Here is a 25189-nt window from a genome sequence, read left to right as displayed (position 1 = left end):
CTAAAAACCAAACTGCTGCCTTACACATTTTAAGGGGTTTATAATGGATAAAGCCTTTGTCGTTTTTCGGGGCATCGAAAAACGGGCACAGTATAACCAATTCTATTCCAAACCCCATCCCCTTCACTCGCTTAACTATCTGTACGCTCCCTTGTGTACGGCTTTGGAAGAATTGCTAATACTCTTATGGAACTTGTCAAGACCATAGCTGGTTTCAGCGAAAAATAAGGTTTCTACTTCCTTGAATCCGCCGAAAAGGCGGATTGCTACGTCGCAGACACTCCTGATTTGTTCCCCGAAAGTCTTGACAAAACCCACTTTATCCATTGGTGCCATGCACGTAAGAAATCAAACAAACACCCCTTAAAATTTAATCACGATTGAATGGAAAAGGGAATTATTAATCTTTTAAATATTTAGTTATGAGCAGTATTAAAAATCATGTACAGCTGATCGGGAACGTTGGGCAGGAACCGACCATTACGAACCTTGAAAGCGGCAAAAAAGTAGCCCGTCTGTCATTGGCGACCAATGAGAACTACAAAAACGGCAAGGGAGAAAAACAGACCGATACCAATTGGCACACCGTTGTCGCTTGGGGCAAGGTTGCCGACATCATCGAAAAATATGCCGAAAAAGGCAAGGAAATCGGTATCGTGGGCAAGTTAAAGACCCGAACCTACACTATGGACGATGGTAACCAACGCTATGTTACCGAAGTGGTAGCCGATGAAATCCTGTTAATGGGCAACAAGTAAAAAAGTAAAGAGGGTGTTACCGTCGAAAGCTGCACCCTCTTTTTCATTATCAATCTTAATTAGAATAACAATGAGAAACAAAGTTAACGAAATACAGATACGGTACCGAGAAAAAATAAGCGTCTCGAAATCACCACAAATGAATAATTCCGAGAATGTGGCAAAATTGCTATACGAAAATTGGGACAAGGACACTATCGGGTTGCACGAAACCTTTAAGGTACTCTTGCTTAACAACTCCAACAAGGTCAAGGGTATTTATCCATTATCCACAGGTGGTATTACGGGCACTATAGTCGATTTACGGCTATTGTTCGCCATCGCACTGAAAACCCTGTCCGTTGGCATCATACTCACCCATAACCATCCATCGGGGCAGTTGAAGGCATCCAAAGCGGACATTGACCTTACCGAAAAAATCAAGAAAGCGGCACGGCTTTTCGACATTCGGGTACTCGACCATTTAATCATTACGCCAAATGGTGACTATTACAGTTTTACCGATAATGGACTGGTTTAAAATCCCGCATCATGGAAAACAAGGAAAAGACGGCATTTGAAATATGGTTGGAAAATGGGCAGGACTTGGGGGATTACCCCGATGGTTTCAATCCCGATTTGTACGACCTATAATATTTTGAAAAATGGTACATCTAAATTATAACAATCTCGATGACGAAACCCAACAACGGTTGCTATCAATGTCAAAAAAGGACATTGAAAAGCGGTTTGGGGAACAATTAAGGAACTACGCCAGGGAACACTTTGAAAATTACCAAACCCTGTTGGAAGAGGAAGCGATACGAAATCTATACAATTACAAGTATATTTTTAGAATCTAAAATGTTAAATAACACCAAACAAGCCCATTTATTATGATGGGCTTTTTTTATGTCCAATACCCTAAATTCCATATCTTTATAGAGTTGGAACTGAATATATTTCCAACGGTCATCACCCCTTTTTGATTTGACTTTCCTTGATGACCATACCCATTATAAAAGCAATTTGAACGGAACGCAGTTTCCGTAAATCGGCAACCGATTTTTAATCGGGTTGTTCGGAAAATTTTGGTCCCTGCGGGACGAAATTTGGAGAAGCAAGAGGGTAACACGCATAGCGGTGTTATAATTATTTGTTTGCTCATAAAGCATTGTTAATCAATATCTTAAAAACATACAAGTATTTGATTAGCAAGGCCTTTTACAGTAAATGCGGCCAGATCGCCCGAAAACAGGGAATTTTTTACTGTAAAAAACCACTGGGATGAACCCGTAAAGAATTTAAAGGAAAATAATTCGGAGACAGGACAAATCTCGAATACTTAAATCTCGATTATCTAGTAAAAATGGGAGATACCTATCAAAAATATCGCTTTTCGGCCATCAGCATCAAAAAGAAAACGGCCGTGCGCTTTCGGACATTTTCCCGTCTGGTGTCGGATTCCCATACCCGTACCCTAGAGATCGTGATGGACTTTTTTGAACGGAACGACCTTTCTCCAAACGATGACCTAGGAATCCGAAATAATCGTACCAACAAACGTATCAATGCCGTGATTGCCATCCTGAAGAACATCGAAAAGCAACAGACCCTGCCCACCAAGGTCATGTTGAATACCCTGTTCCAGGAAATGTCACAAGTGGAAGACCAAGAAAAGGAAGAAAGCTTTGATTTCGGAACGCCGGAACCTTTTAGCAGGGACAGGGAACTGGAGCATTACCAAAACCGCTATGTGGAAATGCGGCAAGAACTCGGGCAGTATAAAAACCGTGTTCAGAATGTAATGGAACAAATGACCTATGTAAAAGGAACATTTGGCAAAGGGCATTTTAAGCTGGATATGGGCAAGGATGAATTTGAAAAACTCAAAAAAGAATTATAGGATGTACATTACCATCACGGCACAAAAAACTGATGGCAACTATGCCCAAAGTTCAGCAGACTTCGTTTCCTATCTGGAAAAGGAAAACGAGGGCAAGACCGTAGAAGAAATGAAACACTTCTTCAATCAATTTGGGGAAGAAATATCCACGGAAGAGGTCATCAGGGAAATAGACGGGAATACGGCCAAGCTCAAAAAGACCGAGCCCAAGTTCTATTCCATCACCCTGAACCCAAGTGCCAGAGAACTGAAAGCCATACAGGATTCCCCCGAAGCGCTCAAAAACTATACACGGGAAGCCATGAAGGAGTACGCCAAAGCTTTTAACAGGGAAATAGACGGAAGGCCAATCAATGTGGATGATATTAAATACTATGCCAAGGTAGAACGGCAACGCACGTTCAAGGGAACAGACAAGGAAATCCGGGAAAACCAACCCTATGCCACACGGATATTGGAATTAAGGAAAGAGATACGTGGCATCGAGGCCGGACAACAATCGGGCAATATCCGTAAACTGAACAAAGAAATCCAAAAACTGGAGGCAAAGGCCCCACACCGATTGAACGGCAAACGTATCGTTCGGGGAATGGCCAAACCAGGACCACAGAGCCATGTACATATCATCGTCAGCCGTAGAGATGCCTCTAACCGGCATGGTCTTTCCCCGGGGAGCAAGCACAAAGCCTCCGAAGTGGAAATGCACGGCAAGTCCGTAAAACGGGGCTTTGATAGGGACACTTTTTTTAAAAATTCGGAAAAGACATTTGATACCTTGTTCAAATATCGGCGCAATTATGTGGAGACCTATACCGCCCGTAAGACCTTTTTAAAAGACCCCAAACTATATTTTTCTATGATAACCAAATTACCGACCAACGAAAAGGCCGTAGCTTTTAAACTACTTCAAAAATCCGGGGTGAACACCACATTGTTGAGTATCCCTACGAACAAGCTCCAGCTCACCATAAAGGCCATCAACCAACTGAAAAAGGGAATCGGCAAGGCTATTGAATCAGGCTCCATCGGGATATGAACTGGCAATGGGAACATATCGCCCTGTATATCGTTGTACCTATTTTGTTTGCTGGAACTGTACTCTATGGTTTGTTCTTTGCAGAATGGAAAAAACCAATGGATAAAAAGTATCAGGTACATTTTAAATTGAAATATGGGAAGTTTAAAATAGACAACATCAAAAGAGGTGTGTCTATTATAGGTTCTGCAGGTAGTGGTAAAACAGAAAGCGTTATCTATAATTTATTGCAGCATTTTAGCAAACATCAATTTTGCGGTATTCTTCATGACTATAAAGATTTTGAATTGACGGAAATAGCCTATCCTTTATTTAAGGAGAATGGGGTGAAATTCTACACCATTGCTTTTGACCAGATCCACTATCGGGTGAATCCCATAGCACCGAGATATTTACCTAATGAGGAAAGCGTGCATGAAGTTTCAAAAGTCTTGATTGAAAATCTTCTGGGATTAGATGAGTCAAGTACAAACAGTACTTCTAAATTTTTCAATGATGCTGTGGAAGGCTTGTTGGGTGGAATGATATGGAAGTTAAAAACGAGCTATCCCCAATTTTGCACCCTGCCCCACATCATCGCTCTGTTCCAATCGCTCAGCACCAAAAAACTGGTTGCCTTCCTGAAATCGGATTTGACTTCCCAAAGTATGGCAAGTGCTTTTTTAAATGGTATCGAATCGGAAAAACAGACCGCCGGAGTAAAAAGCACTCTGGCCAATGCCTTTAAAAAAATCAGTTCACAAAAACTGTTCATGGCACTGTCAAAAGATGAAGTGCCTCTTAATGTCAATAATGAAAAAAATCCTGCGGTACTTTCCATAGTGAACCACCCTAAATATGAATCCGCATATTCGCCTATTATTGCCGCAATCATTCATACAGTAATTAAACAAATGAGCATCAGGGGGCAGAAATCCTCATTTTTGATGATGGAAGAAGCACCTACTATAAAGTTGCTCAATATGCACCGTATTCCGGCTACACTTCGAAGCTATGATATTGCTACCATTTATGTAATGCAGGATAAGATCCAGAACGATATGCTCTATGGTGAAAAAGCGAGTAAGGCCATTTTGAGCAACCTATCTTATCAATTCTTTGGTAAGGTCAATGACCCGGATACTGCAAAATATTATGAACGATTTTTTGAAATTATCAAAACGCCGACCAAAAGCATAAGTAAAAGCAGTGGGTTGAGTTTTGAGAGTCGAATCACCAAAGGCGAAAGAGAGGTATCCAAACGGAGGGCAGACGCTTTCTTTAGATTGAAACAAGGGGAATTTATCACTTTTGCGGATGGGAAGGATAAGAAACTTCATTTCAAACTGCAACCAATTCAAAAGCTATTTCCTAAAAAAGCAAATCTATTTTCAACTGAAGATTTAAGATTGAATTTTGAGAGAGTTTATAGAGAGACTCAAAACATAGTAAAATAATAAGTTATAAACTTAATCTAAAAACAATTCTTTTATTTTTTTTCTTTGGATTAATTTTTTAATTTTGACCAATCGTTTATTTTAAAATATGAGTCCAAGAACTGAAAAACAATTAGAAGCCCATAAAAAAGAAAAGAAGGAAAAAATCATACGAGGGGCACTACGGCTATTTGCAACCAAGGGGTATTTCAATACTTCAATAAGTGACATTGCCAATGAATTGAACATATCAAAAGGATCTCTTTACAACTATTTTGATAATAAAGAGCGATTGTTAAATGAGGCTGTTGATTTTGCTTTAAAAGAGGCGTCGGAATTAAACCTGTCAGAAGATGATTTAAAAAATTTAAGCCCTGAAGAAATATTTATAGCAGTAGTTGAAGGGTACTTTAAGTTACTTGAAGAAAAGAAAGAACTTTGGAGTCTTATAGTGTCTTTGGCCATACATGTAGGTTCAATACCATCAGTTCATAAAACAATTTCATCCATATATGAAGAACTCACCAAACAATTGAGTGAGCTCTTTACCATGATAGGTCACCATGATCCTGAAAATGAAGCTGTCAAGCTAGGGGCGTTAATGGATGGCATTGGTATTCAATATATGATTTTCGGTGAATCATATCCTTTAAACACGATTAAAGAAAACATTATAAAAGATTATATAAATTCTAAAAAAAATTAGCTATGAAATACAAGTTACTATTATTGTTAATGGTTGTTTCTAACTTCTCTTTTAGTCAAAATGCTGATGAGATTGTTAAAAATGCTGATGATAAATTTAGGGGGAAATCGTCCTATTCAGAGATCACCATCAATATCAATAGACCAAAGTGGTCCAAAGAAATGAAAATGAAAGGTTGGTCAAAAGGTTCAGATTATTCAGTTTTAGTAATAACCAGTCCAGCAAAAGAAAGGGGTACTGTTTTCCTCATGCGAGAAAAAGAGGTTTGGAATTACCTGCCAACAATTGAAAGAACAGTAAAGTTTCCGCCTTCAATGATGTTGCAGAATTGGATGGGCACCGATTTAACAAATGACGATTTAGTAAAACAATCCTCATTGGTGACAGATTATGATAAAAAAATTATTGGTGAAGAAGAAAAGGAAGGTTACATGTGCTGGAAAATTGAGTTGACCCCAAAGCCTAATGCCGCTGTTGTTTGGGGAAAAATAATCATTTGGATAGATGAAAAAGAATACATGCAGATGCAGACAGATTTTTATGATGAAGATATGTTTTTGGTCAATCAAATGATAGGATCGGACGTAAAAACATTTGATAGCAAGTTACTTCCTTCAAAACTAACTGTTGTGCCGGTCGATAAACCGGGACAATCTACGGTAATTAGTTATAGTCAGTGGAAGTTTGGTATCGATATACCTGATGAATACTTTACCACCAATTACATGAAACGCATCCATTAATTATTAATTAGTAAACAATGATTCTAAAAATTGCCTGGAGAAACATTTGGCGTAATAAAAAAAGGAGTCTAATTACTGTAGCCTCTATACTCATAGCAATATTCCTTTCCTTAATCATGCGTTCTATGCAGTTGGGTACTTATAAGGGTATGATAGACAATGTGGTAGGTTCATATACAGGATATATACAGCTACATCATAAAGGATATTGGGATAATCGATCAATAGATAATTCAATAATTGTAACTAGTAACTTAATTAATCAATTGTCAAACACAGAAGGTGTTGAAACGATTTTACCAAGATTGGAAAATTATGGTTTATTGTCCTTTGGCGACCTTACTAAAGTAATTAGTCTCAATGGGGTTGATTTTAAGAAGGAACAAAAATTACAGGATATAAATTCAAAATTGATAACAGGTTTCCTTCCTCAAAACCCAAAGGATATTATTATAGGAAAAGGAGTAGCCTCTTATTTTAAAGTAGAAACCAATGATACTTTGGTTTTTGTAGGACAGGGATACCATGGAATGTTGGCTGCTGATAAATTTCATATTTCTGGAATTATAGACTTGAAAAACCCTGCCTTGAATAAAGTTACGGCTATGATGTCCTTGGAAGATGCCCAAAATCTTTTTAGTGCATCTGGCATTGTTACAAGTCTTGTGGTAGATAAAAATGACAATGTCCAACTTAAGTCGTTGCAAAAAGCAATCTCAAGCAAGTTGGACAGTAACTATGAAGTAATGAACTGGCAACAAATGATGCCTGAATTGCAACAAACCATTTTAGCAGATAGTGTTGGTGGATTGTTGATGATAGCTATCCTGTACATGATTCTCATCTTTGGAATTTTTGGCACCGTACTAATGATGACACAAGAAAGAAAATATGAATTTGGTGTGCTCGTCTCTATTGGGATGAAAAAAGGCAAGTTAATGTTTATGGTGTTTATAGAAACCATTATACTATCATTGTTGGGAGTAATTATGGGTGTTCTTCTTGCGTATCCAATCATGTTGTGGAAACACTACGACCCTTTGGTACTACCTGGTACACAAGCCGAAATGATGGAGAACTTCGGGTTTAATGCAGAAATTCCATTTTACATACAACCTGACCTGCCCTTGGTGCATGCTTCACTAATTTTCATAATAGCCTTGTTGGTATCTCTATATCCTATCTTAATTATTAAAAAACTGAATCCTCTGCATGCTATGAGAGGTTAACTTTTTAAAGTAACAAAATGAAAACATTATTAATGATTGCTTGGAGAAACGTTTGGCGTAATAAACTACGAAGCAGTATTGTCATTGCTTCGGTAGTTTTAGGCATCTGGTCTGGGTTGTTTATCATGGCCATGGTCTCCGGTATGAACGATCAGCGTTTGAGTAGTTTTATAAATACAAATTTGTCCCACATCCAAATTCACAATGCTGGTTTTCAGGAAAATTTTGATAAAAAAGATACTATCATTGGAAGTAATACTCTTTTAAAAGAGATAGACACCATGAGTCATGTAACGGCTTATACGAAACGGTTGGTATTACAAGGAATGGCATCTACAGCTCATGGTAATTATGGTGTGAAGATTATGGGAATATTCCCTGATAAAGAAAAAAATGTCACAGATATTTCAGAAAAACTGGTGCAAGGAACCTATTTGTACAAACTAAAAAGAAATCCAATTATCATTGGGGAAAAACTAGCCAATAAATTAGGTGTTAAAGTCAATTCCAAGGTGGTACTCAACTTTCAAGATTCCAATAATAATACCGTTTCAACTGGTTTTAGGGTTGAAGGAATTTTTAAAACCATAAACAGTTCGTTTGATGAGGAAAATGTATTTGTGAAGTATGATGATTTAGCTCCACTAGTTAGTTTAAGTGGCAAATACCATGAAATAGCCATCTTGTGTGATAACATTACTGAAACTGAAACTGTAGAGAACCAAATCAAAACAAACAATTCCGTTGAAAGTTGGGATCAACTTTCACCAGAATTGGGCTATGCCCAAGAAGCCATGAGCAACTTTATTTACATTTTTATGGGGATTATCTTATTAGCCTTGGCTTTTGGCATTGTTAATACTATGCTCATGGCGGTTCTGGAACGAAAACGAGAAATAGGGATGTTGCTATCTGTTGGTATGGATAAACGAAAAGTCTTTACCATGATTATTTTGGAAACACTTTTCTTGGCTTTTATAGCGGCGCTTCTAGGTGTATTGTTGTCAATATGGACGATTGAATATTTTGGTAGGAATGGCATCAATTTATCGGCTGTGGCCAAAGGACTGGAAAGTTTAGGTATGGGTGCAAGAGTATTTACCAAACTGCCATTTGCTATGTATGTTGATATTACCTTAATGACACTTTCTGTCGCTTTGATTGCGGCCGTAATACCAGCAAGAAGGGCTTTAAAATTAAATCCGGCAGAGGCCGTGAAAGCTATTTGATAAAATTTAAAACTCAACAAAAATGAATGTTATAAAAACAGAAAACCTAATAAAGGTTTATAATGAGGGTAAAGGTAACGAAGTGAAAGCGCTTAATGGCGTTTCCTTGGATGTAGAAAAAGGAGAATTCACTGCTATTGTTGGACCTTCTGGGTCTGGAAAAAGCACCTTGCTCAACATTATTGGTGGGCTGGACAGACCCCATTCAGGAGAGGTGTTTGTCGACAAAATTGATATCATTGGAATGAAGGAAAACGAACTTATCAATTTCAGATTACAAAATATTGGTTTTGTATTTCAGGCCTATAATTTAATCCCAGTCCTTAATGCCAAGGAAAATGTAGGTTTCATTATGCTTTTGCAGCATAAGTCAAAGAAAGAAATTGATAATAGAGTTGAAGCCCTGTTAAAATCGGTTGGTTTGGATAGTCAAGCATCAAAACGCCCCAATGAAATGAGTGGTGGTCAACAACAGCGCATTGCAGTGGCCAGAGCATTGGCTTCTAAACCTAAATTTGTATTAGCTGACGAACCTACTGCTAATCTAGATTCAAAATCCACATCAGATCTTCTTGACATTATGGAGCAACTCAATGAAAAAGAAGGAATAACATTTGTTTTTTCAACGCATGATCAACGCGTTATTGATAGGGCACATCGTATAGTAACATTGGAAGATGGTAAAATAATTAAGGATACCAAGTAATTAAGTTGAAGTTAACAAAGCACATAGTATTCTATATTTTGGTTATTGCATCAATAATCAATATGACGGCACAGGAAAAGCAAAATTGGGTTTCTGAACATGTAGACTTTTCGGGTTATGTAAAGTATTTAAACACTTCTAGTTTTACTTCCTTGGATAGTATAGGAAATGACAACCTAATTCATAATAGATTAAACTTTAAGATGTATGCCAACGATAATCTTACACTAGCAATCGAATTACGTAACAGGATATTTTGGGGTACTTCAGTTAAATCAATTCCAAACTATGCGTCAATGGTTGAAAATTCAAACCAAGATATTGATATGACTGCTTTATTAATAAATCAACCAGCACTTATTTTGCTTTCAAATATTGACCGGTTGTATGTAGATTATCATTCAAGTAAATGGCAGTTGGTTTTAGGTCGTCAACGTATAAATTGGGGTAAGAATTTAGTTTGGAATCCTAATGACCTTTTTAATGCTTACAGCTTTTTTGATTTTGATTACGAAGAGCGACCAGGGACAGATGCTTTAAGAGCAAAATATTTCACTTCTGGAAATTCTAGTTTCGAATTTGCTATTAATTATACAGATGAATGGAAAAATAATACAGTGGCTATAAAGTATAATTTCAACAAATTTCAATATGATTTTCAAATGATAGTCGCCAAATATTTGGAAAATTACACCTTGGGGTTAGGCTGGGAAGGTGTTATAAAAGATATGGGTTTCAAAGGAGAATTAAGTTATTTTATGCCCTATGGCAATTCCATCGAAGACAATGCTTTTGTAGGTTCCATTTCGTTTGATTATTATTTCAAAAATGATATTTCCTTAAATGTTTCTACATTATATAATAGTGATGGTATAAGTACCACAAATGCTTACGATGCTTCTCAATTATACAGTGAATCTATTGACGTAAAACACCTGATGCCAAATAAATGGTCCTTTTTTGGTCAAGCTTCTAAAACATTTACACCAGCAATAGCAGGTTCAATGGCTTCTATATATGCTGCTGATATTGATATGATTTTTTTTATGCCACAGTTTACTTATAGTATATCCCAAAATTGGGATTTTGATGTTACTGGGCAACTTTTTTATGGTAAGCAAAAAGATAATTTTTCTAACCTTGGAAATAGTATTTATTTAAGGTTTAAATATAGTTTTTAAGTAATAAAACGATAGTGTAAGGATGTTTCTTAAAAAGAAGTAAATCAAAAATTAGATAAAGTTAAACCAAATTACAAACTGTTTATTATGAAAGTTTTATTAGTCCTATTTGCTAGTGCCTTCTTTATTAATGTTAATGCTCAAAAAATGAAAGAATATAAAATTGAAATAGCTGTAAAAGCTTCAAAAGAAAAAGTCTGGGAGGTGATAACAAATTTTGAAAATTATCCTAGTTGGAATTCTGTTTTAAAAATGGAAAGTAACAATAACTTAATTGTGGGGAATAAATTCAAAGTAACAATTACACAACCAAATGGCAAAAGTTCAAATTTTAAAGCTAAGGCAGTTAGTAAAAATGATTTTAAATCATTTTCTGCTACTCAAGTTGTTATGCTGAATTGGTTTTTTAAGGCAACACATAGTTTTATAATTGAAGAGGTAGACGAACAGAATGTTGTTTTTATTCAAAAATGGGAATTAAAAGGCATTATTGCCTCTCTGTTTAGAAAAAAGATTTTTAAAGAACTAGAAATTTTTAAAAAAATGAATAGAGAACTTAAAGAATTAGTAGAACAGTAGTAAAGTAGAATTGTTATGTTAAGACTTGGTGGATATATAAATATAATAATAGCATTTGCTCACATTATCGGTCTATTTTGGGCAGAAAAAATATTTGAGATAACAGGGATAGGAGAAGAAATGGTTAAGCTTTCTCAAATACATTTCTCATTACCTTACCTATTGACGATTTTTGTTGCTATTGTCTTTTTCATTTTTGGACTTTATGGACTTTCCGCAGATGGAAAAATTAAAAAACTCCCAAATTTAAAATATGGAATATTTATAATTTCAGGAGTGTATATAATTCGCGGTGCTGGAGAATTATTGTTTGGTATTCCTCAACAAAAGGCTGTATCCAGTTTAGAAACAATTTATTCTATTGTTGCTTTAGGCATAGGGTTACTGTTTTTATTTGGAGGTTTAAAAAAATGGAAGTTTAAAAATATAAGAGTATAATTAAAACGGGGTGTAAAATTCGCTTAAAATTAAATGGCAGATTTAATAAAAGAAACTTCAAAAAAAGAAATATCAATTTTTCGTACATCAGTAAATTCACAAAACGAAGTTAGGAAATTAAAGCCTTTACTAGATGTGATAATTGGTTCTAAAAATTGGAACTTCGACTTAGAAGATTGTGCATTCATATAATTCTATGACGTCTGAAGCTATTTTAAAATATTCATCTCCATCCAAAAGAACAAGGATTGATAAACTGCCTTTATGTTTTTCAAAATCAGTTGGAAATCTTAACCAAGTTTCTATTTCTTCATTTAGTATTTCTGATTTTAATGCTAGCTTCTTTCCAAATACCAAAGAAATTGTATCCAATTGTGCTTTTGCAGAAATACAGATTATTAAAAATAGAATACCTTAAAATTTCTTTCTTATCATATTATTGTTCATACACCCAGAGCTTTATCTAAAAATAGGTTAGTAAATTTTAAATTCAATTATTATCCTTTATTCTGCCCTGCTCTTCTTCAGAAGGGTTTCTTTTATCCTTTTCCTTATTAAAATTCGACCCAAAATTGTATGTCAATTGAAAATAGACATTTTGACGGGACCAATCGCTTATAATATCGGCATCAATATTATCATAAATAATATTGCCATAGAATTTGCGATTCAAAATCTCCTCAATACCCAAATTGATTTTGAATTTATCATCCATAAACTTTTTGCTTATGGCAAAACTAAGTCCGGCCAACCAATCGTGTTCTATTTGCCCCTGAAGTCCGCCGGTGGTATAGTATCCCGTCAATTCTGAATTCATATCCCAGGGAAGTTGATACTCCAGGTTTGTGTACCATGTCAAACTCCATTTATCCAAATCGAGTTTTGGGGTCAAATTTTCTGATTCGTATTTATTATAATTTACTATAATTCCGGTATAGCCATCCAAACCATCAAGAAAACTTACAGGTGCAAAACCCCTAAAGCTCCAATTTTCCCTCTTGGCAAGATTGATTACCGACCTGGAGGTTTGGGCCGTGGCATCATCTTGAGATATAATTTCGAATAAGGCGTCGTCTGTATTCTTGTATCCTATGCTAAAAAAGGGTTGATTATCATAAGTAAGATTAAATTGAAAACTATTGGTGAATTCAGGTTTTAAGTTTGGATTTCCTTGCTCAAAAGTATAAGGGTCGTAATAATAGACAAATGCATTTAGGGAATTATAAGAAGGCCTTAAAATTCGATAGCTATAAGATAGATTAGCTCCAAATTTGTCATTAATTTTTCTATCGATGCTAGCACTTGGAAATAATTTCGAAATTCTCCTGCTCCTTACTTCATTTGTATTGGTGGAAGTTCCCTTTGTATTACTGTTTTCCCAACGTAACCCACCAGAAAATGACCAATTTTCCCACTTTTTCACCATTTTTAAGTATATGGCCAAGATGTCTTCATCTACCAAAAAACGGTTACTTTGGTCAGCATCCAAAGTGAAATCCCCATTCGTATTTTGTACAAAAGAACGTAAGTCACTATCCGTGGAAACCCTTGAGTATTTTGTTCCGAACATCCAATTAAAATCTTGATTTAAAGTACGTTTATAATCTCCTTTATAAGTCAATATTTGATATTTTCCATCTTGAAAATATCGTTGGTCATCGTATGAAATTGGACTCTGTCCGACTTTATATAAATTGTTAATATTATCATTGTTGTAATCAACGTAATCAAAATCTAGAATGAACTTATTTTTTTCATCTTCAAACTTATAGTATGGGTTTATATTATAAGTTTTTCTATTACGATCAAAACTATTTTCAGTGAGTAAGGATTCTGATGAACCCGTTTCAATAATTTGGGTACTGTTAGATGCTATCCTGTCGGAATCTGTATTAATAAATCTTGTTCCAAATCCTATGGTATGATGCTCATTTATGTAATAGTCTAGCCCTCCATTGAATCTATAAGTTTTTGGATTATATGGTGAAATAGTCGATTGGTCATAAATTTCTCCATTTACCCTTCTAGTTATAAAAAGGTCTTCTCTCCATGCTGATTTTCTATACCCTGCACCTAATTGCCAATTAAGTTTATTCTTATAGCTTGCAATTGAGCCACTCACCCCATATTCAGGTCGATTATCATATCCCGTATAAAGTTTAAGGTTTCCATTAGTGCCTAGTCTAACATTTTTTTTGAGGATAATATTGATTAATGGACCTGACCCTTCGGCATCAAACTCAGCACCAGGTTGTTGAACCAATTCAACCTTTGAGATATTGTCCGCTGGGAGGTCTCGCAATAAGGATGAAATATCCATATACTCGGTTGTTTTTCCATTTATTAAAATGGTTATGCCTTGTTGTCCGCCATAAGTAATATTTCCATTGGTAACGATAATACCCGGTACTTTCTTCATGACATCCTGTAAATTGGAACTCACCATTTCAGATTGCTCCAAATTAACTATCAATTTTTCCGCTGTTTGCCGAATTATCGGACGATTACTTTTAACAACAACTTCGTTTAATGCTTGAGCTTCTTCCTCTAAGGTAAAACTATATGTTACATTTTGGTTTTCATCAGAAAGGGTAAAGGAATCTGATTTTTGGGTCTTAAAACCTAGGACAGAAACCTCCAGTAAATAATTTCCATTAGGAATATCCATAAAGGAATATACCCCTTTATCATCACTCACGGCTCCTGTTACCACCTTATCAGTATCAGCATGATATAAGACAATATTTGCAAAAGGTAATGGCTCTTCTGATTTATCAACAATCTTACCAGAAATGCTATTTTGAGAATACAATAATCCCGTATTCAGCAAAACATATATTATTATACTAATTCTCATAAATTTTCTTTATTTCACTATATTTTCAATCTTTGACTTGATTGAATTTATTTTGTCATTATATCCCTTATCACTACTATATTTCATTTTGAAGTGATTTTTTTTCAATCTTATTTGAAACGAATAATCTTCATTGTGTTTTTCATAATTAATTTTCCTATTACTCTTCTCTGGAAAATCATCAAAATTGCTCTTAAGTATTTGATAGATTGAAGAATACTCATCATTATCTATGGTTGTAGAAGATACCGTTTCATACTTAGATGGTACGATAGAGTTCGTTGTGCTACAACTAACAGCAACCATCATTAACAAACTGATTTTTAATATTTTTAAATTCATAATTTCTATATATTTAATTGATTTTTAACTAATGTGTAATAAAAATTTTTCTTATCTATTAACTCTGTATGTGTACCTTGTTCTACCATTTTTCCTTCAGATAAAACTATTATCTGGTCTGCCTTTTGAACGGTACTTAAACGATGAGCTATTATGACAACCGTTTTATTCCTAAACAACTTCTGCAAATTATTATGTACTTCTTTTTCATTAGTAGCATCTAAAGCTGAAGTTGCTTCGTCCAAGAAAATATACTTTGGATTTTTATAGATTGCCCTTGCAATTAATATTCTTTGTTTTTGGCCTCCTGAAAGATCATTTCCCCCTGAACCTATTTTAGTGAATTCTTTAAGTGCTAATGAATTGACAAAATCAAATAGATTGACAGCTTTTAAAACATTATTCATTTTTATTTTGTCAACATTTGTATCGTTCATAGCAATATTTCTTTCAATAGTATCATTGAATATATATCCGTCTTGCATCACAATTCCCGAATTCTCTCTGATACTCTTCGCCGATATTTCACTTATTTCATCCAAGCCATATAAAATCTTTCCAGATAATGGAGGAAAAAAGTTCAATAACAACTTCATTAAAGTTGTTTTTCCACTTCCACTATGGCCTACAATTGCTGTAACCTTCCCTTTTGGGATCATCAAATTGATATCCTGAAGGATATATTTATGAGAAAGTATATTGTATTTGAAATTGACATTTTGTATTTTAATATCAACTGGAACTATTTCCGGATTAAGTTTCTTATCTGACTCTTTTTCCTCATTTTTTTGAGTATATACTTCGCTCAGTCTATTAAAACTTAAAAAAGCATCTTGTTGAGATTTTATAAAGTTCAATAGTTGGTGTATTGGGGAATTCATTTGACCAATTATAAAAGAAACACTCAATAAAGCCCCCAATGTCATTGTATCTTTTACAACATAATTAGCCGCCAAGAACGTGACCAAAATATTTTTGAGTTGATTAAAAAATGTAAATCCAATAGATTGGAATTGATCAATCTTAAGTGATTTAATATTAATTTTCAATAAATTGTTTTGAAGGTCAATCCATTCATTTTTCTTATAATCCTCATATTGGTTAAGTTTCATCTCCTTGATACCATTATAAAACTCATAAACCGCTTCCTGGTTTTCTGATTTTGCCCTAAATAATTGATAATCCAAAGTTTTTCTTCTTCTTAACCAAAAGAATGACCATACTACAGATAAGGAAGTAAGTCCTAAGTATATTACAAACAGGTAAATGTCATAGTAGAATAGAATAATGGAATAAATAATTAACGTTAAAATCGAAAAAACAGTTAATATGCTGTCCGAAGTAAAAAACTCTTCAACTTTTACATTGTCCTGTATTCTTTGATTAAAATCACCTGAATTTTTAGTATCAAAGAAACTGATGGGAAGTTTTAGAATCTTATCCAAATACGAATAAATAACATCAATGCTAAAGTTTGCCCCAATGACTAGAGTGTACCAATTCCTCAGAATATTGATTCCCATTATTCCAAGAAAAACAAACAGTTGAGCCAAGAGAATTAAGGTAATAAAGTTTAAATCCTTCTTGCTTACTCCTTTATCTATCAAAGCTTCCGTCAAAAAAGGGAGAGCTATACTTAAAAGGCTGCCTATTAATACAAAAAACATCAACAAGAAAATCTTTTTCTTGTATGGAAGAAATAATCTTAATATGTGATTTATCCGTTCTTTGAAATCGTTTTGGTCCTTTAAAGAATAAAACTTGTCAGTAGGATCGAGAAATAGAGCAATTCCTTTTTCTTCCCCTTTCAGCCATGATTGTTTAAATTGTTCTTCATCCAAAGTAACTTTTCCATGAGCTGGATCTGCAATCTTAAAAGTCCTATTTTCACCTGTGAAAGAGATTGCCTCTAAAACCAAAAAATGGTTTTTGTTCCAATATAGTATGCATGGCGAATTAAAATTATTTACGAGCTGTCTTAAATCCAATTTAACAGATTGAGTCTTAAATCCAATTTTTTTTGCTGCATGAATAATTCCTAGCATAGAAACACCATCCTTACCTATTTGACAAAATTCTCTAAGATTGTGAAGTGAGAATTTATTTCCAAAATAGCTAGTCACCATACTTAATGAAGCTGGCCCACAATCCATTAAATCATGTTGACGGATTAATTCGATATGCTGGTCTTTTTTTCTGAACATTATTATTAATCAAGAAGCCGTTTTGTACATCTTAGAGTAACAGAATCTATAAAAGTTCGTTACGAATTGCTTAAAGTAAAGGGAGTCCTTTTTTATCAGGATACTTAAAATATCACTATTCTTGTTAGGACTAAGAATTAAATTTGTTAGCAGTATATAATTACCATAATATCTTGATATTGAACGATTCCAAAGTTTAACTCTTGACAATCCCCTTCTTTCAATTTTGCCATTATTAATACTTTCTGGTTGATTGTGTATTTGCATATAAATAGCATCATACATACTAGAAACTTCGGCATAGAATTTTGCTAGAGTTTTCACGGTTTTGTAATCTTTACTCGCTGTATTGATATCACAATTAAGAGCCAGTTCAATAACATTTTTATTAGCTCCCTTTGAGTCTTTGTATATAATTCCAGAAGGCTTTATCACTAACTGATATTCAACATTATCATCAGTCACAAAGACGTATTTGTTCCTTCCTTCCTTATTAATGTTATAACTATTCATTATGGTAATGGTTCTATTAATTCCAGTTCTTTCACCCTAACCCCTTTATTATTGATCAAGACTTTTAAGAAATACAGTGTTACTTCTTTTGGTAAACTCTTATGTTCATCAATAATTGATTTAACTTCAACGCCAACTTTGCATGTGTTGATAGTATCTAGTATGGATACGAGTTCTGGAAAATACTTGAATGATAATCTTGAACCTCTGACATAGACATATAATCTATCTTCTATTTTTTCCGAATTAATTTCAAATAAATCGTTTGGAATTATGAATTTGGTTTCAAGATTCGGGAAATACTCTTTTTGACTATCTATTTTTTTATGGTAACTAAGAGGTATATTTTGCCACCCTCCATTACTGATTAAGCATTTTTTGTACTCATTATAAGTTAGCTTTAAAAAATCCAATAAAGGCTTTTCTAAAATGTCTTTATCAATATTTAGGGTATTAACAAAATCAGTAAACGTATTTTCGTTACTTAAATAATCTAACTGACTTTCTATAATACTTTGATCATTTTTGAGAAATAAATTTTTAATGGTCTCAATCATTAATTTGGAAAAATCATACCTGGTAGGATTATTAAACCATAATGTTACTCCAATTGAGAAATCCCCGGAATACCCAATATGATGTTTGTTCCAAGGCATATAATATAAATCCCCAGAGCCAAACTCATATTTTTTTGCATATTTTAGGAGTGGGTCAACATTTTTATTATTAGAAATTCCCTTTCCTACCTTTTCATACAAATCTTCATCCCACACATACATACTCTTATTACCAGGACCCAAATGATAGTGTAATACATTTTCCCCTCTATTATCAGTATGTATTCCCAGTGGTGTCCACCCATAGTTTCCTATAAAAGTTGTTAACTCTAAACCCCACGGTGGAATTCCAACAATATCGAATAGAGGACGAATCGTTTTTAAAATAGTACTTGCAAGAATTTCTGAATGCTTTTCTCCATAATTGGTGATTATTCCAAATTTTTTGCCAAACACACGGGTGCAGTATGATTCGATACTTTCCGAATCGTTAAGTTTATTATCTTTAATCAGCCTTCTTATTTCTGAGTCACTCAACTCCTTATCATCTATATAAAGTCTGAACCCATTCGTAATATCAAGTCTATTTATCCTTGATCTTAACATTTCTCTAGCTCCATTGTTTAATGCATCTAAAGTATCTTCAGAGATTGCCTTTTTATAAACTTGTGTTTCTGAGAAAGAGAGATTTTTCTCGATAAATGAGAACCACCAATCCTTTGTAAAATTTTTTGTCTTCATAATATATTTTTAATTGATCATTTCTTCTGTCATTATTATTTAACTATGGCTACTCTCTTTCCAACCCTCTTATCATCCTGTTCATCAATACCATCTCTTATAGTCAACTTCTCAAGTGCTGATAGTTTTTCAGTTTCTAAAAAGTTATCTGGTGCCTTTATCTTATTTTCTATTTTTAAGTGATTTTTTGGTTATTGGTAATAAGGAGGCGTATATTTATAAACACCTCCTTAATAATCAAAGACTCCCTACTCGGAAGCTTTCTCCTTCTTCTTTTCCTTTTTTACTTCAACATCATCAACAGCGGTATTTCCACCTTTTAAGGTTTCGTTTTCCAAAGCTGATAGTTCTTGAGTGTCCAAGAATTTTTCTGGATTCGAATTTTTCATTTTTAAAAAATTTAAGATTGGTTATTACTCTTGTTTTTTCTCCTTTTTCTTTTCTACCTTAACATCAGTTTCGGCATTTCCACCCTTTAAGGTTTCGTTTTCCAAAGCTGATAGCTCCTGAGTGTCCAAGAATTTTTCTGGATTCGAATTTTTCATTTTTAAAAAAATTTATAATTATATAAGATTCAATTTTAGTTTCAAGACATTAATTGCTCTTCGGTCTATCTCTCGGCCAAGAGTATATTGTTTGTTTTTACAATCAACTCTTCGTGTATAAAACTATATTTTAGTACTTTACTTAATGCTACACTAAAGAGTAGTTGTATTGATGAACAGGAGAAACTACCCTTTTGGGTAGTTCTGAATTCATGGTTGAAGTCAAAAAATCTACAGGAACCAAAGACTTGTTTTTATTATAGAAGCCAATTAAGTCTTTATACCGCATACTCACGGGAATGGTTTCGGAACCTAAATAATTGATAGGTTTATCTACAGGAGTGGCCTTAATTCCCAACGCTAGCATGACCCTTAAAAGTTTACTGTCGCACTCTGCATAAGCTACAGCGTTTTTATCTTGACATATAGGAGCTATGGCACAAACCATAAGCCTCTTAAATAAATTGATATCCTTAACTCCTTTTTTTATGGCGAATCTGCCAATATGCCAAATGGATTTATTAATGTCATAACCATTTAACAGTAATGGATTAATACCGAATATTTTCTGGATAGGCAATATGTCCTTGTAATTCCACCGTAGTACCCTAATCGATCCTATTATGGAATTATCCTCGTCTTTGGAAACAAAAATTCCAGCATTTTTAAAATAAAGCATCTCTTCCTGGAAAATTGAACTTATGTCATTTTCATAATTTTCAGGGTAAATACTACTTGTGTGATGCTTGAAGTTTTCATTGACTACAAACTTGGCCAGGTCAAATAGTTGTTCTAACTCTAATCTTTTTAAATAATTTTTTGGAAGTATCATAATTCTGGTTTTACTTCCAAATCTATTGGGACTACATAGCTTTATTTTTACACAAAATGGTAGTTGTTAGTTAGTTACATAAAAACTATACTAAAGTGTAGTTTTTAAAATGTTAAGAAAAAAGTTACATTTGTAACAGTAAACACTTATACCTACACTATATGGCAGACATGAAAGACTTCTTTTCCTTTAAGAATTCGGTTAATGAAATTCCAGAGGGAAGTCAAGGACAAACATTAGATTATTTAGAAGCTATAAAAGCTTTCTCAAGGACTACATACAAAAGCATCTATGTGATTGATTATCAGAAAAGGGGCTTTGAGTATGTATCGGACAACCCATTGTTTCTTTGTGGCCATACTGCCGAAGAAATTAAGGAGATGGGGTACGCATTTTACTTTAAATATGTAATAAAGTCCGATTTGGATCTGCTGATTAAAATCAACACGGCAGGGTTCGAATTTTATGATAAAATCCCAATGGAGGAAAGAAAGAATCATACTATCTCATATGATTTTCATATAAAAAACCAAGAAGGAAAAACCATTTTGATAAATCAAAAATTGACCCCCATGTTCTTGACCAATAATGGCAAAATATGGAAAGCCATATGTATTGTTTCCTTATCTGCAGAACGACAAGCAGGAAACATAAAAATTTACAAAAAGGGGGACAATAAAATTTTCAAGTATGATCTTGATGGTGACTTTTGGAAAGCCGATGAAAAAATAAAACTTTCATCGAGGGAAAAAGAAATATTACAGCTATCGACCAGAGGTTTTACCATAAATGAAATATCCGAATCAATTTATGTGTCTCCGGATACAGTAAAATTCCATAGAAGAAAGTTATTCGACAAACTGGAAGTGACCAATATATCCGAAGCTATTATGTATGCCACCAATAATAAACTCATTTAGATTGTAAGGCTCTGGCAAACAAACATAATTATGTTAGTCCATTATTCAAGAATTCAATATCGTCGATAAATAAAATTCAGGAAATTTTTTTACTGCTCTTCCTGTAGCGATATCAAAGAGGATATGGGTACACATGGCGGCAACTTTCCAAGAGGCAATTGAAAGTTGTGGAGGTGGCAAATTTTCCTTTTCGCTTTTGTATTTCTCGATGATTTCATCGATCCAATCTTGAGGATTTCCCCAAAATCTCATATACGTTGACATGTATTCAACCATATTGACCTCATTAAATTTCTCATTTGGTTTTGCAATAGCAGATAATGACATACCATCTGGAGCAATTACCGTAACAAGTCCTCCCCAACCTAAATTATACGGGTGAATTACAGGAATATTATTTTCTTGACAAACTTTGTCAAACTGTAATGGGATATCTGTTGTAAAATCCAAGGCATTAATAGCAATTGCATGGCCTTTTATAAACTTTTCAACATTGGTTTCAGTTATAAAACTGTTATAAACCTCAATATTAGCTTCTTTATTGATAGCCTTCAATCTAGCATTTATGGACTCTACTTTCTCGGAGGCGATATCCTCTTCAGTATAATTCTGTCGGTTCAAATTGGATAGCTCTACCTTGTCGCCATCTATAATAGTGATATTCTCAAACCCCAAACGTAGGGCACACTCGGCAATTACACTTCCTATTCCGCTACCCCCCAATATTATGGGACAATCCTTAATGATTTTTTGCTCTTCATCACTAATGTATATTCTATTTCGCAGGTATCGTTCTTGCATTCCTGTTTATTGTTTTGATATCAAAATTAGGGTTAATAGTTGAATTGAATCCTACCCATAAGTGTAGTTTCAATCGGGCTCATTTTTAATAATTTTAACAGAATCCATAACATTCTCATTGAAAAAGTACGCAAACATATTAAGCGACCTTGAAAGGCATATTGAATTCTTGGAGTTTGACAATAGTACCTCAATAATATTCAAAGCTGAAAAAATTATTGAGAAGGCTAAGGAAAGTCTTAAAAAGGCTCGGAAAATCGTGCTTTCTCAAGGGTTTGACAATAAGGAAAGTGAGATTTACTTTTTTAAAATAATCAAGCCCAAGCTCTACAGTAAACTCATTTACCATCTTAAACTATTTGATATTGAAAACAAAAGACCAAGAGGAAGTACGAAATCACAAATCAAATATTTTAATTCCCAGATAAATAAACTGCAAACGTATCTGAATGACAATCTGGATTTCTATACTTATTATCGAAGGGAATCATCTATTTTCGATGAGTATTACTTTTTGAGAGGTAACGCAACAATTAAGCTCTTCCCTGGAACTTTCCACTTTTTAACAGACGAACAATTTTCAACAAGCCATGATAGCATGGTAGCCCAGATTATGGCTTACGACTTGCTCATTATATATATAAAAAGAGAGATAGATAGATTAGAAAATAATGGGTCCCTTCGAGAGTCTCGAATGATGTGGACCAACAATAAAATAGATTTGATAGAACTTATTTATGCTTTGTACAGTACCAATTGTGTAAACAAAGGAAGGGCGGATATCAAAGATATTGCATACGCCGCTGAACGTATTTTCAAAGTCGATCTTGGTGATTATTACAGAGCTTTTTTGGAAATACGAATGCGAAAAAAAGGAAGGACCAAATTCCTTGATGCACTAAAGGAAAATCTCGAAAAACGCATGGATGAAATCGATGAATAAAAACACCAAAGTTCGATAACTTGGGTGTTTCCGTTTTAAGGGACAACGCTCATTTTCTTTGATACCTTTTAGCTAACTATCAAAACTTGCAAACACCCAAACGAATACAATATAAGTCATTTAAAATCAACAAAAAATAATACCCAAGATGTCCTGTCTTGTGAATAAAACTCACCAAAGCCCATCAATTTTGTAAAACGAAAGTCAAATCAGCAAAGAGGCCATCAAATTAGGTGACAGTAATGCGATGGTCTCTTTTATTTAAATCGTTTTATTATGGCAGCAACCATCATTACCACCGAAGATCTTCGGGAATTCAAAACAGAATTGCTCGATGACATCAAACAACTTTTACAAAACCAATCAGGACACGTTTCTAAAAAATGGCTAAAATCCCCAGAGGTAAAAAAGCTTTTGGGAATCTCTTCCGGCACCTTACAGAACCTAAGAATCAATGGCACATTACCCTATACCAAAGTGGGTGGTGTACTCTATTACGATTATGAGGAAATTATGAACGTGATGGAAAAGAACAAAATCCATAACAAATTCTGATATTTCTTTGGAGCAGATAAATTACATCAAGCACCTGAATGCCGTGTTCCTGCAATTCTCGAAAGACGGCCGTTTGAATCCCACGCACATCAGTCTGTACGTGACCTTGTTCCAGTTGTGGAACAATTACCACTTCCCCGTTAATTTCCATATCAACCGGGAAGAAGTGATTCAGTTTTCAAAAATCGGTTCAAAGACCACCTACCACCGTTGTATCAAAGAACTGCACCATTGGAAATACCTGCTATACGAACCTTCCCACAATCCATTCCACGGCAGCAAAATCAAGATGTTCAATTTTGGGACAAGTGATGGACAAGTTCTGTACCCAAGCCATACCAATATCGGGACAAGCAATGGACAAGCGGTGGTACCTATAAACAAACATATACAAACAGTAATAAACAATACAAACGGGAATAAACTTGACCGGCCCAAAAATGAAAATGAGGTCATCGTTTTTTTTCAAGAAGAAAATTGGCCGGAACTGGAGGCCAAAAAATTTTACAACCATTACCAAGGCATCGGCTGGAAAGTAGGCGGTAAAACAAAGATTATCGATTGGCAGGCTACCGCCCGCAACTGGATGCTAAAAGCCGACGAGCTCAAAACAGTTAAGACAGTGGTTGCAGTTAGCCAAAATACGGACAACCTAAAGACAAGTTCCAATAAAAATTATAGTGATCCCCTATGAGTTCCCATAAACCACATATCATCATCGAGGGCAGTGTTCAATATACCTTAGGAACATTTAGGAACAATGAAATCATTTACGATTTTGATAAAATGCTCGTTTATCTCAATGCCAAAGGGAAATTGCTCTTTGGCAAAAAATTCAGGATCTATGAGGAAGACCGAAACATACTTTTCAAGCTGTGCAATTATTACATCAAGGACGAAGCAAATTGTAAAAAACTCGGTATCGACATCCATAAGGGCATTTTGCTTTCCGGTCCTGTGGGTTGTGGCAAAACCAACCTGATGAAACTCCTACGCCATATTGTACCACACCGTAAACTTTATGAGGTTATTCCCACCCGGAATATTGCCTTTGCCTTTAACAACATCGGCTATAAAATCATTGAGGATTATAGTGATAAAAAATTCTACTGCTTTGACGACTTGGGTGTAGAACCTACCGGACGGCATTTCGGGAAAGACTGCAACGTACTTGGCGAAATATTGTTGTCCCGTTACGAGCTGTTCTTGAACCATCATATCCAGACCCACGCCACCACCAACCTTAATGCCCAGGAGTTGGAGGAACGCTACGGGAATCGGGTTCGTTCACGGATGCGGCAGTTGTTCAATTTGGTGGCTTTTGACAGAGGGAGTAACGATAAGAGAGTATAGTCTTATAAAAGAGATAATTAAATGTAGGAATCCGCAAGAAAATATGTTAAAAAATTAATATATTTATGAGCGATTACACATAGAACAATATATAGGAGAGCTAATGAGTATTCATTGGCTT

30 protein-coding genes are annotated in these 25189 nt (G+C 34.6%); 19 read left to right on the top strand and 11 right to left on the bottom strand.

The features are described from left to right. Nucleotides 1-135: 135 nt before the first annotated feature. Nucleotides 136-336, bottom strand: coding sequence for a hypothetical protein (locus AAC073_RS23270; protein WP_225604097.1), 201 nt, complete (start codon nucleotides 334-336; stop codon nucleotides 136-138). A gap of 86 nt (nucleotides 337-422) precedes the next feature. Here AAC073_RS23270 and ssb point away from each other — a divergent pair, with 86 nt between their 5' ends. From ssb to AAC073_RS23200, 14 genes are all read left to right on the top strand, one after another. Beyond that, the gene (ssb, locus tag AAC073_RS23265; RefSeq protein ID WP_225604096.1) at nucleotides 423-758 is read left to right on the top strand and encodes a single-stranded DNA-binding protein; all 336 of its coding nucleotides are present in this window, start codon (nucleotides 423-425) and stop codon (nucleotides 756-758) included. Nucleotides 759-828: 70 nt separating this feature from the next. Next, the gene (locus AAC073_RS23260) at nucleotides 829-1278 is read left to right on the top strand and encodes a JAB domain-containing protein (protein ID WP_225604095.1); all 450 of its coding nucleotides are present in this window, start codon (nucleotides 829-831) and stop codon (nucleotides 1276-1278) included. A gap of 124 nt (nucleotides 1279-1402) precedes the next feature. Continuing rightward, nucleotides 1403-1600 carry a hypothetical protein gene (locus AAC073_RS23255; RefSeq protein ID WP_225604094.1) on the top strand — a complete coding sequence of 66 codons (198 nt, stop codon included), beginning with the start codon at nucleotides 1403-1405 and terminating at the stop codon, nucleotides 1598-1600. Between the two features lie 506 nt (nucleotides 1601-2106). Further along, complete coding sequence (locus tag AAC073_RS23250) at nucleotides 2107-2643, top strand: BfmA/BtgA family mobilization protein (RefSeq protein WP_094998145.1); 537 nt, start codon at nucleotides 2107-2109, stop codon at nucleotides 2641-2643. Between the two features lies 1 nt (nucleotide 2644). Next, complete coding sequence (gene mobB / locus AAC073_RS23245) at nucleotides 2645-3679, top strand: MobB family relaxase (RefSeq protein ID WP_094999274.1); 1035 nt, start codon at nucleotides 2645-2647, stop codon at nucleotides 3677-3679. After that, the gene (locus AAC073_RS23240) at nucleotides 3676-5115 is read left to right on the top strand and encodes a type IV secretion system DNA-binding domain-containing protein (protein WP_094998144.1); all 1440 of its coding nucleotides are present in this window, start codon (nucleotides 3676-3678) and stop codon (nucleotides 5113-5115) included. The genes mobB and AAC073_RS23240 overlap by 4 nt, the downstream gene beginning before the upstream one ends. An 88-nt stretch (nucleotides 5116-5203) precedes the next feature. Beyond that, entirely contained in the window at nucleotides 5204-5800 is a 597-nt protein-coding gene (locus AAC073_RS23235; RefSeq protein ID WP_339926191.1) for a TetR/AcrR family transcriptional regulator, read from the top strand. A 2-nt stretch (nucleotides 5801-5802) separates the two neighbouring features. Next, nucleotides 5803-6543, top strand: a complete 741-nt coding sequence (locus tag AAC073_RS23230; RefSeq protein WP_225604091.1) for an outer membrane lipoprotein-sorting protein — start codon at nucleotides 5803-5805, stop codon at nucleotides 6541-6543. A gap of 17 nt (nucleotides 6544-6560) precedes the next feature. Then, nucleotides 6561-7772, top strand: coding sequence for an FtsX-like permease family protein (locus AAC073_RS23225; protein WP_225604090.1), 1212 nt, complete (start codon nucleotides 6561-6563; stop codon nucleotides 7770-7772). A gap of 17 nt (nucleotides 7773-7789) precedes the next feature. Next, nucleotides 7790-9001, top strand: coding sequence for an FtsX-like permease family protein (locus AAC073_RS23220; protein ID WP_339917123.1), 1212 nt, complete (start codon nucleotides 7790-7792; stop codon nucleotides 8999-9001). Between the two features lie 22 nt (nucleotides 9002-9023). Continuing rightward, nucleotides 9024-9707: an ABC transporter ATP-binding protein gene (locus AAC073_RS23215; RefSeq protein ID WP_094998139.1), complete on the top strand. Its 684-nt coding sequence runs from the start codon at nucleotides 9024-9026 to the stop codon at nucleotides 9705-9707. A 62-nt stretch (nucleotides 9708-9769) separates the two neighbouring features. Then, nucleotides 9770-10888 (top strand): hypothetical protein, encoded by a 1119-nt coding sequence (locus AAC073_RS23210; RefSeq protein ID WP_339926190.1) that lies wholly within the window; start codon nucleotides 9770-9772, stop codon nucleotides 10886-10888. A gap of 87 nt (nucleotides 10889-10975) precedes the next feature. Beyond that, nucleotides 10976-11467: an SRPBCC domain-containing protein gene (locus tag AAC073_RS23205; protein WP_339714946.1), complete on the top strand. Its 492-nt coding sequence runs from the start codon at nucleotides 10976-10978 to the stop codon at nucleotides 11465-11467. 15 nt (nucleotides 11468-11482) lie between these two features. Continuing rightward, nucleotides 11483-11905, top strand: coding sequence for a hypothetical protein (locus tag AAC073_RS23200; protein ID WP_339714949.1), 423 nt, complete (start codon nucleotides 11483-11485; stop codon nucleotides 11903-11905). A gap of 168 nt (nucleotides 11906-12073) precedes the next feature. Here the strand turns inward: AAC073_RS23200 and AAC073_RS23195 are convergent, their stop codons facing one another. The 9 genes from AAC073_RS23195 to AAC073_RS23155 form a co-directional block, all read right to left on the bottom strand. Further along, a complete protein-coding gene (locus tag AAC073_RS23195) occupies nucleotides 12074-12277 on the bottom strand; it encodes a hypothetical protein (protein ID WP_094998135.1) in 204 nt (67 codons plus the stop codon). Between the two features lie 118 nt (nucleotides 12278-12395). Next, nucleotides 12396-14762 carry a TonB-dependent receptor gene (locus AAC073_RS23190; protein WP_094998134.1) on the bottom strand — a complete coding sequence of 789 codons (2367 nt, stop codon included), beginning with the start codon at nucleotides 14760-14762 and terminating at the stop codon, nucleotides 12396-12398. Nucleotides 14763-14771: 9 nt separating this feature from the next. Beyond that, on the bottom strand, nucleotides 14772-15104 hold the full coding sequence (locus AAC073_RS23185; protein WP_158657180.1) for a hypothetical protein: 333 nt from the start codon (nucleotides 15102-15104) through the stop codon (nucleotides 14772-14774). A 5-nt stretch (nucleotides 15105-15109) separates the two neighbouring features. After that, nucleotides 15110-17308 (bottom strand): peptidase domain-containing ABC transporter, encoded by a 2199-nt coding sequence (locus AAC073_RS23180; RefSeq protein ID WP_094998132.1) that lies wholly within the window; start codon nucleotides 17306-17308, stop codon nucleotides 15110-15112. Between the two features lie 9 nt (nucleotides 17309-17317). After that, complete coding sequence (locus AAC073_RS23175; RefSeq protein ID WP_094998131.1) at nucleotides 17318-17821, bottom strand: hypothetical protein; 504 nt, start codon at nucleotides 17819-17821, stop codon at nucleotides 17318-17320. Next, nucleotides 17821-19119, bottom strand: a complete 1299-nt coding sequence (locus AAC073_RS23170) for a hypothetical protein (protein WP_094998130.1) — start codon at nucleotides 19117-19119, stop codon at nucleotides 17821-17823. The genes AAC073_RS23175 and AAC073_RS23170 overlap by 1 nt, the downstream gene beginning before the upstream one ends. Nucleotides 19120-19367: 248 nt before the next feature. Next, on the bottom strand, nucleotides 19368-19508 hold the full coding sequence (locus tag AAC073_RS23165; RefSeq protein ID WP_188669484.1) for a hypothetical protein: 141 nt from the start codon (nucleotides 19506-19508) through the stop codon (nucleotides 19368-19370). A 24-nt stretch (nucleotides 19509-19532) separates the two neighbouring features. After that, nucleotides 19533-19664 carry a hypothetical protein gene (locus AAC073_RS23160; RefSeq protein WP_262494254.1) on the bottom strand — a complete coding sequence of 44 codons (132 nt, stop codon included), beginning with the start codon at nucleotides 19662-19664 and terminating at the stop codon, nucleotides 19533-19535. Between the two features lie 148 nt (nucleotides 19665-19812). Continuing rightward, nucleotides 19813-20496 (bottom strand): hypothetical protein, encoded by a 684-nt coding sequence (locus tag AAC073_RS23155; RefSeq protein ID WP_094998129.1) that lies wholly within the window; start codon nucleotides 20494-20496, stop codon nucleotides 19813-19815. A 161-nt stretch (nucleotides 20497-20657) separates the two neighbouring features. Here AAC073_RS23155 and AAC073_RS23150 point away from each other — a divergent pair, with 161 nt between their 5' ends. Further along, nucleotides 20658-21416, top strand: a complete 759-nt coding sequence (locus AAC073_RS23150; protein ID WP_094998128.1) for a LuxR C-terminal-related transcriptional regulator — start codon at nucleotides 20658-20660, stop codon at nucleotides 21414-21416. A gap of 45 nt (nucleotides 21417-21461) precedes the next feature. Here AAC073_RS23150 and AAC073_RS23145 read toward each other — a convergent pair whose 3' ends face one another. Next, the gene (locus AAC073_RS23145) at nucleotides 21462-22217 is read right to left on the bottom strand and encodes a ThiF family adenylyltransferase (RefSeq protein ID WP_094998127.1); all 756 of its coding nucleotides are present in this window, start codon (nucleotides 22215-22217) and stop codon (nucleotides 21462-21464) included. A gap of 118 nt (nucleotides 22218-22335) precedes the next feature. Between AAC073_RS23145 and AAC073_RS23140 the strand changes: the two genes are divergently transcribed. The 4 genes from AAC073_RS23140 to AAC073_RS23125 all read left to right on the top strand — a co-directional run bounded on the left by AAC073_RS23140 (nucleotide 22336) and on the right by AAC073_RS23125 (nucleotide 25068). Next, a complete protein-coding gene (locus AAC073_RS23140; protein ID WP_158657179.1) occupies nucleotides 22336-23160 on the top strand; it encodes an RteC domain-containing protein in 825 nt (274 codons plus the stop codon). 276 nt (nucleotides 23161-23436) lie between these two features. Continuing rightward, a complete protein-coding gene (locus tag AAC073_RS23135; protein ID WP_094998125.1) occupies nucleotides 23437-23715 on the top strand; it encodes a helix-turn-helix domain-containing protein in 279 nt (92 codons plus the stop codon). A 7-nt stretch (nucleotides 23716-23722) separates the two neighbouring features. Then, nucleotides 23723-24409, top strand: a complete 687-nt coding sequence (locus AAC073_RS23130; RefSeq protein ID WP_188669483.1) for a hypothetical protein — start codon at nucleotides 23723-23725, stop codon at nucleotides 24407-24409. Next, on the top strand, nucleotides 24406-25068 hold the full coding sequence (locus AAC073_RS23125) for an ATPase (protein ID WP_339714971.1): 663 nt from the start codon (nucleotides 24406-24408) through the stop codon (nucleotides 25066-25068). The genes AAC073_RS23130 and AAC073_RS23125 overlap by 4 nt, the downstream gene beginning before the upstream one ends. The last annotated feature ends 121 nt before the right edge of the window (nucleotides 25069-25189 follow it).

It is taken from the genome of uncultured Cyclobacterium sp. (genome assembly GCF_963977555.1).
Classification (GTDB): Bacteria; Bacteroidota; Bacteroidia; order Cytophagales; family Cyclobacteriaceae; genus Cyclobacterium.
The sequence above is the reverse complement of the archived record's forward strand: the minus strand, read 5'-3'. Positions and strand labels throughout refer to the sequence as shown.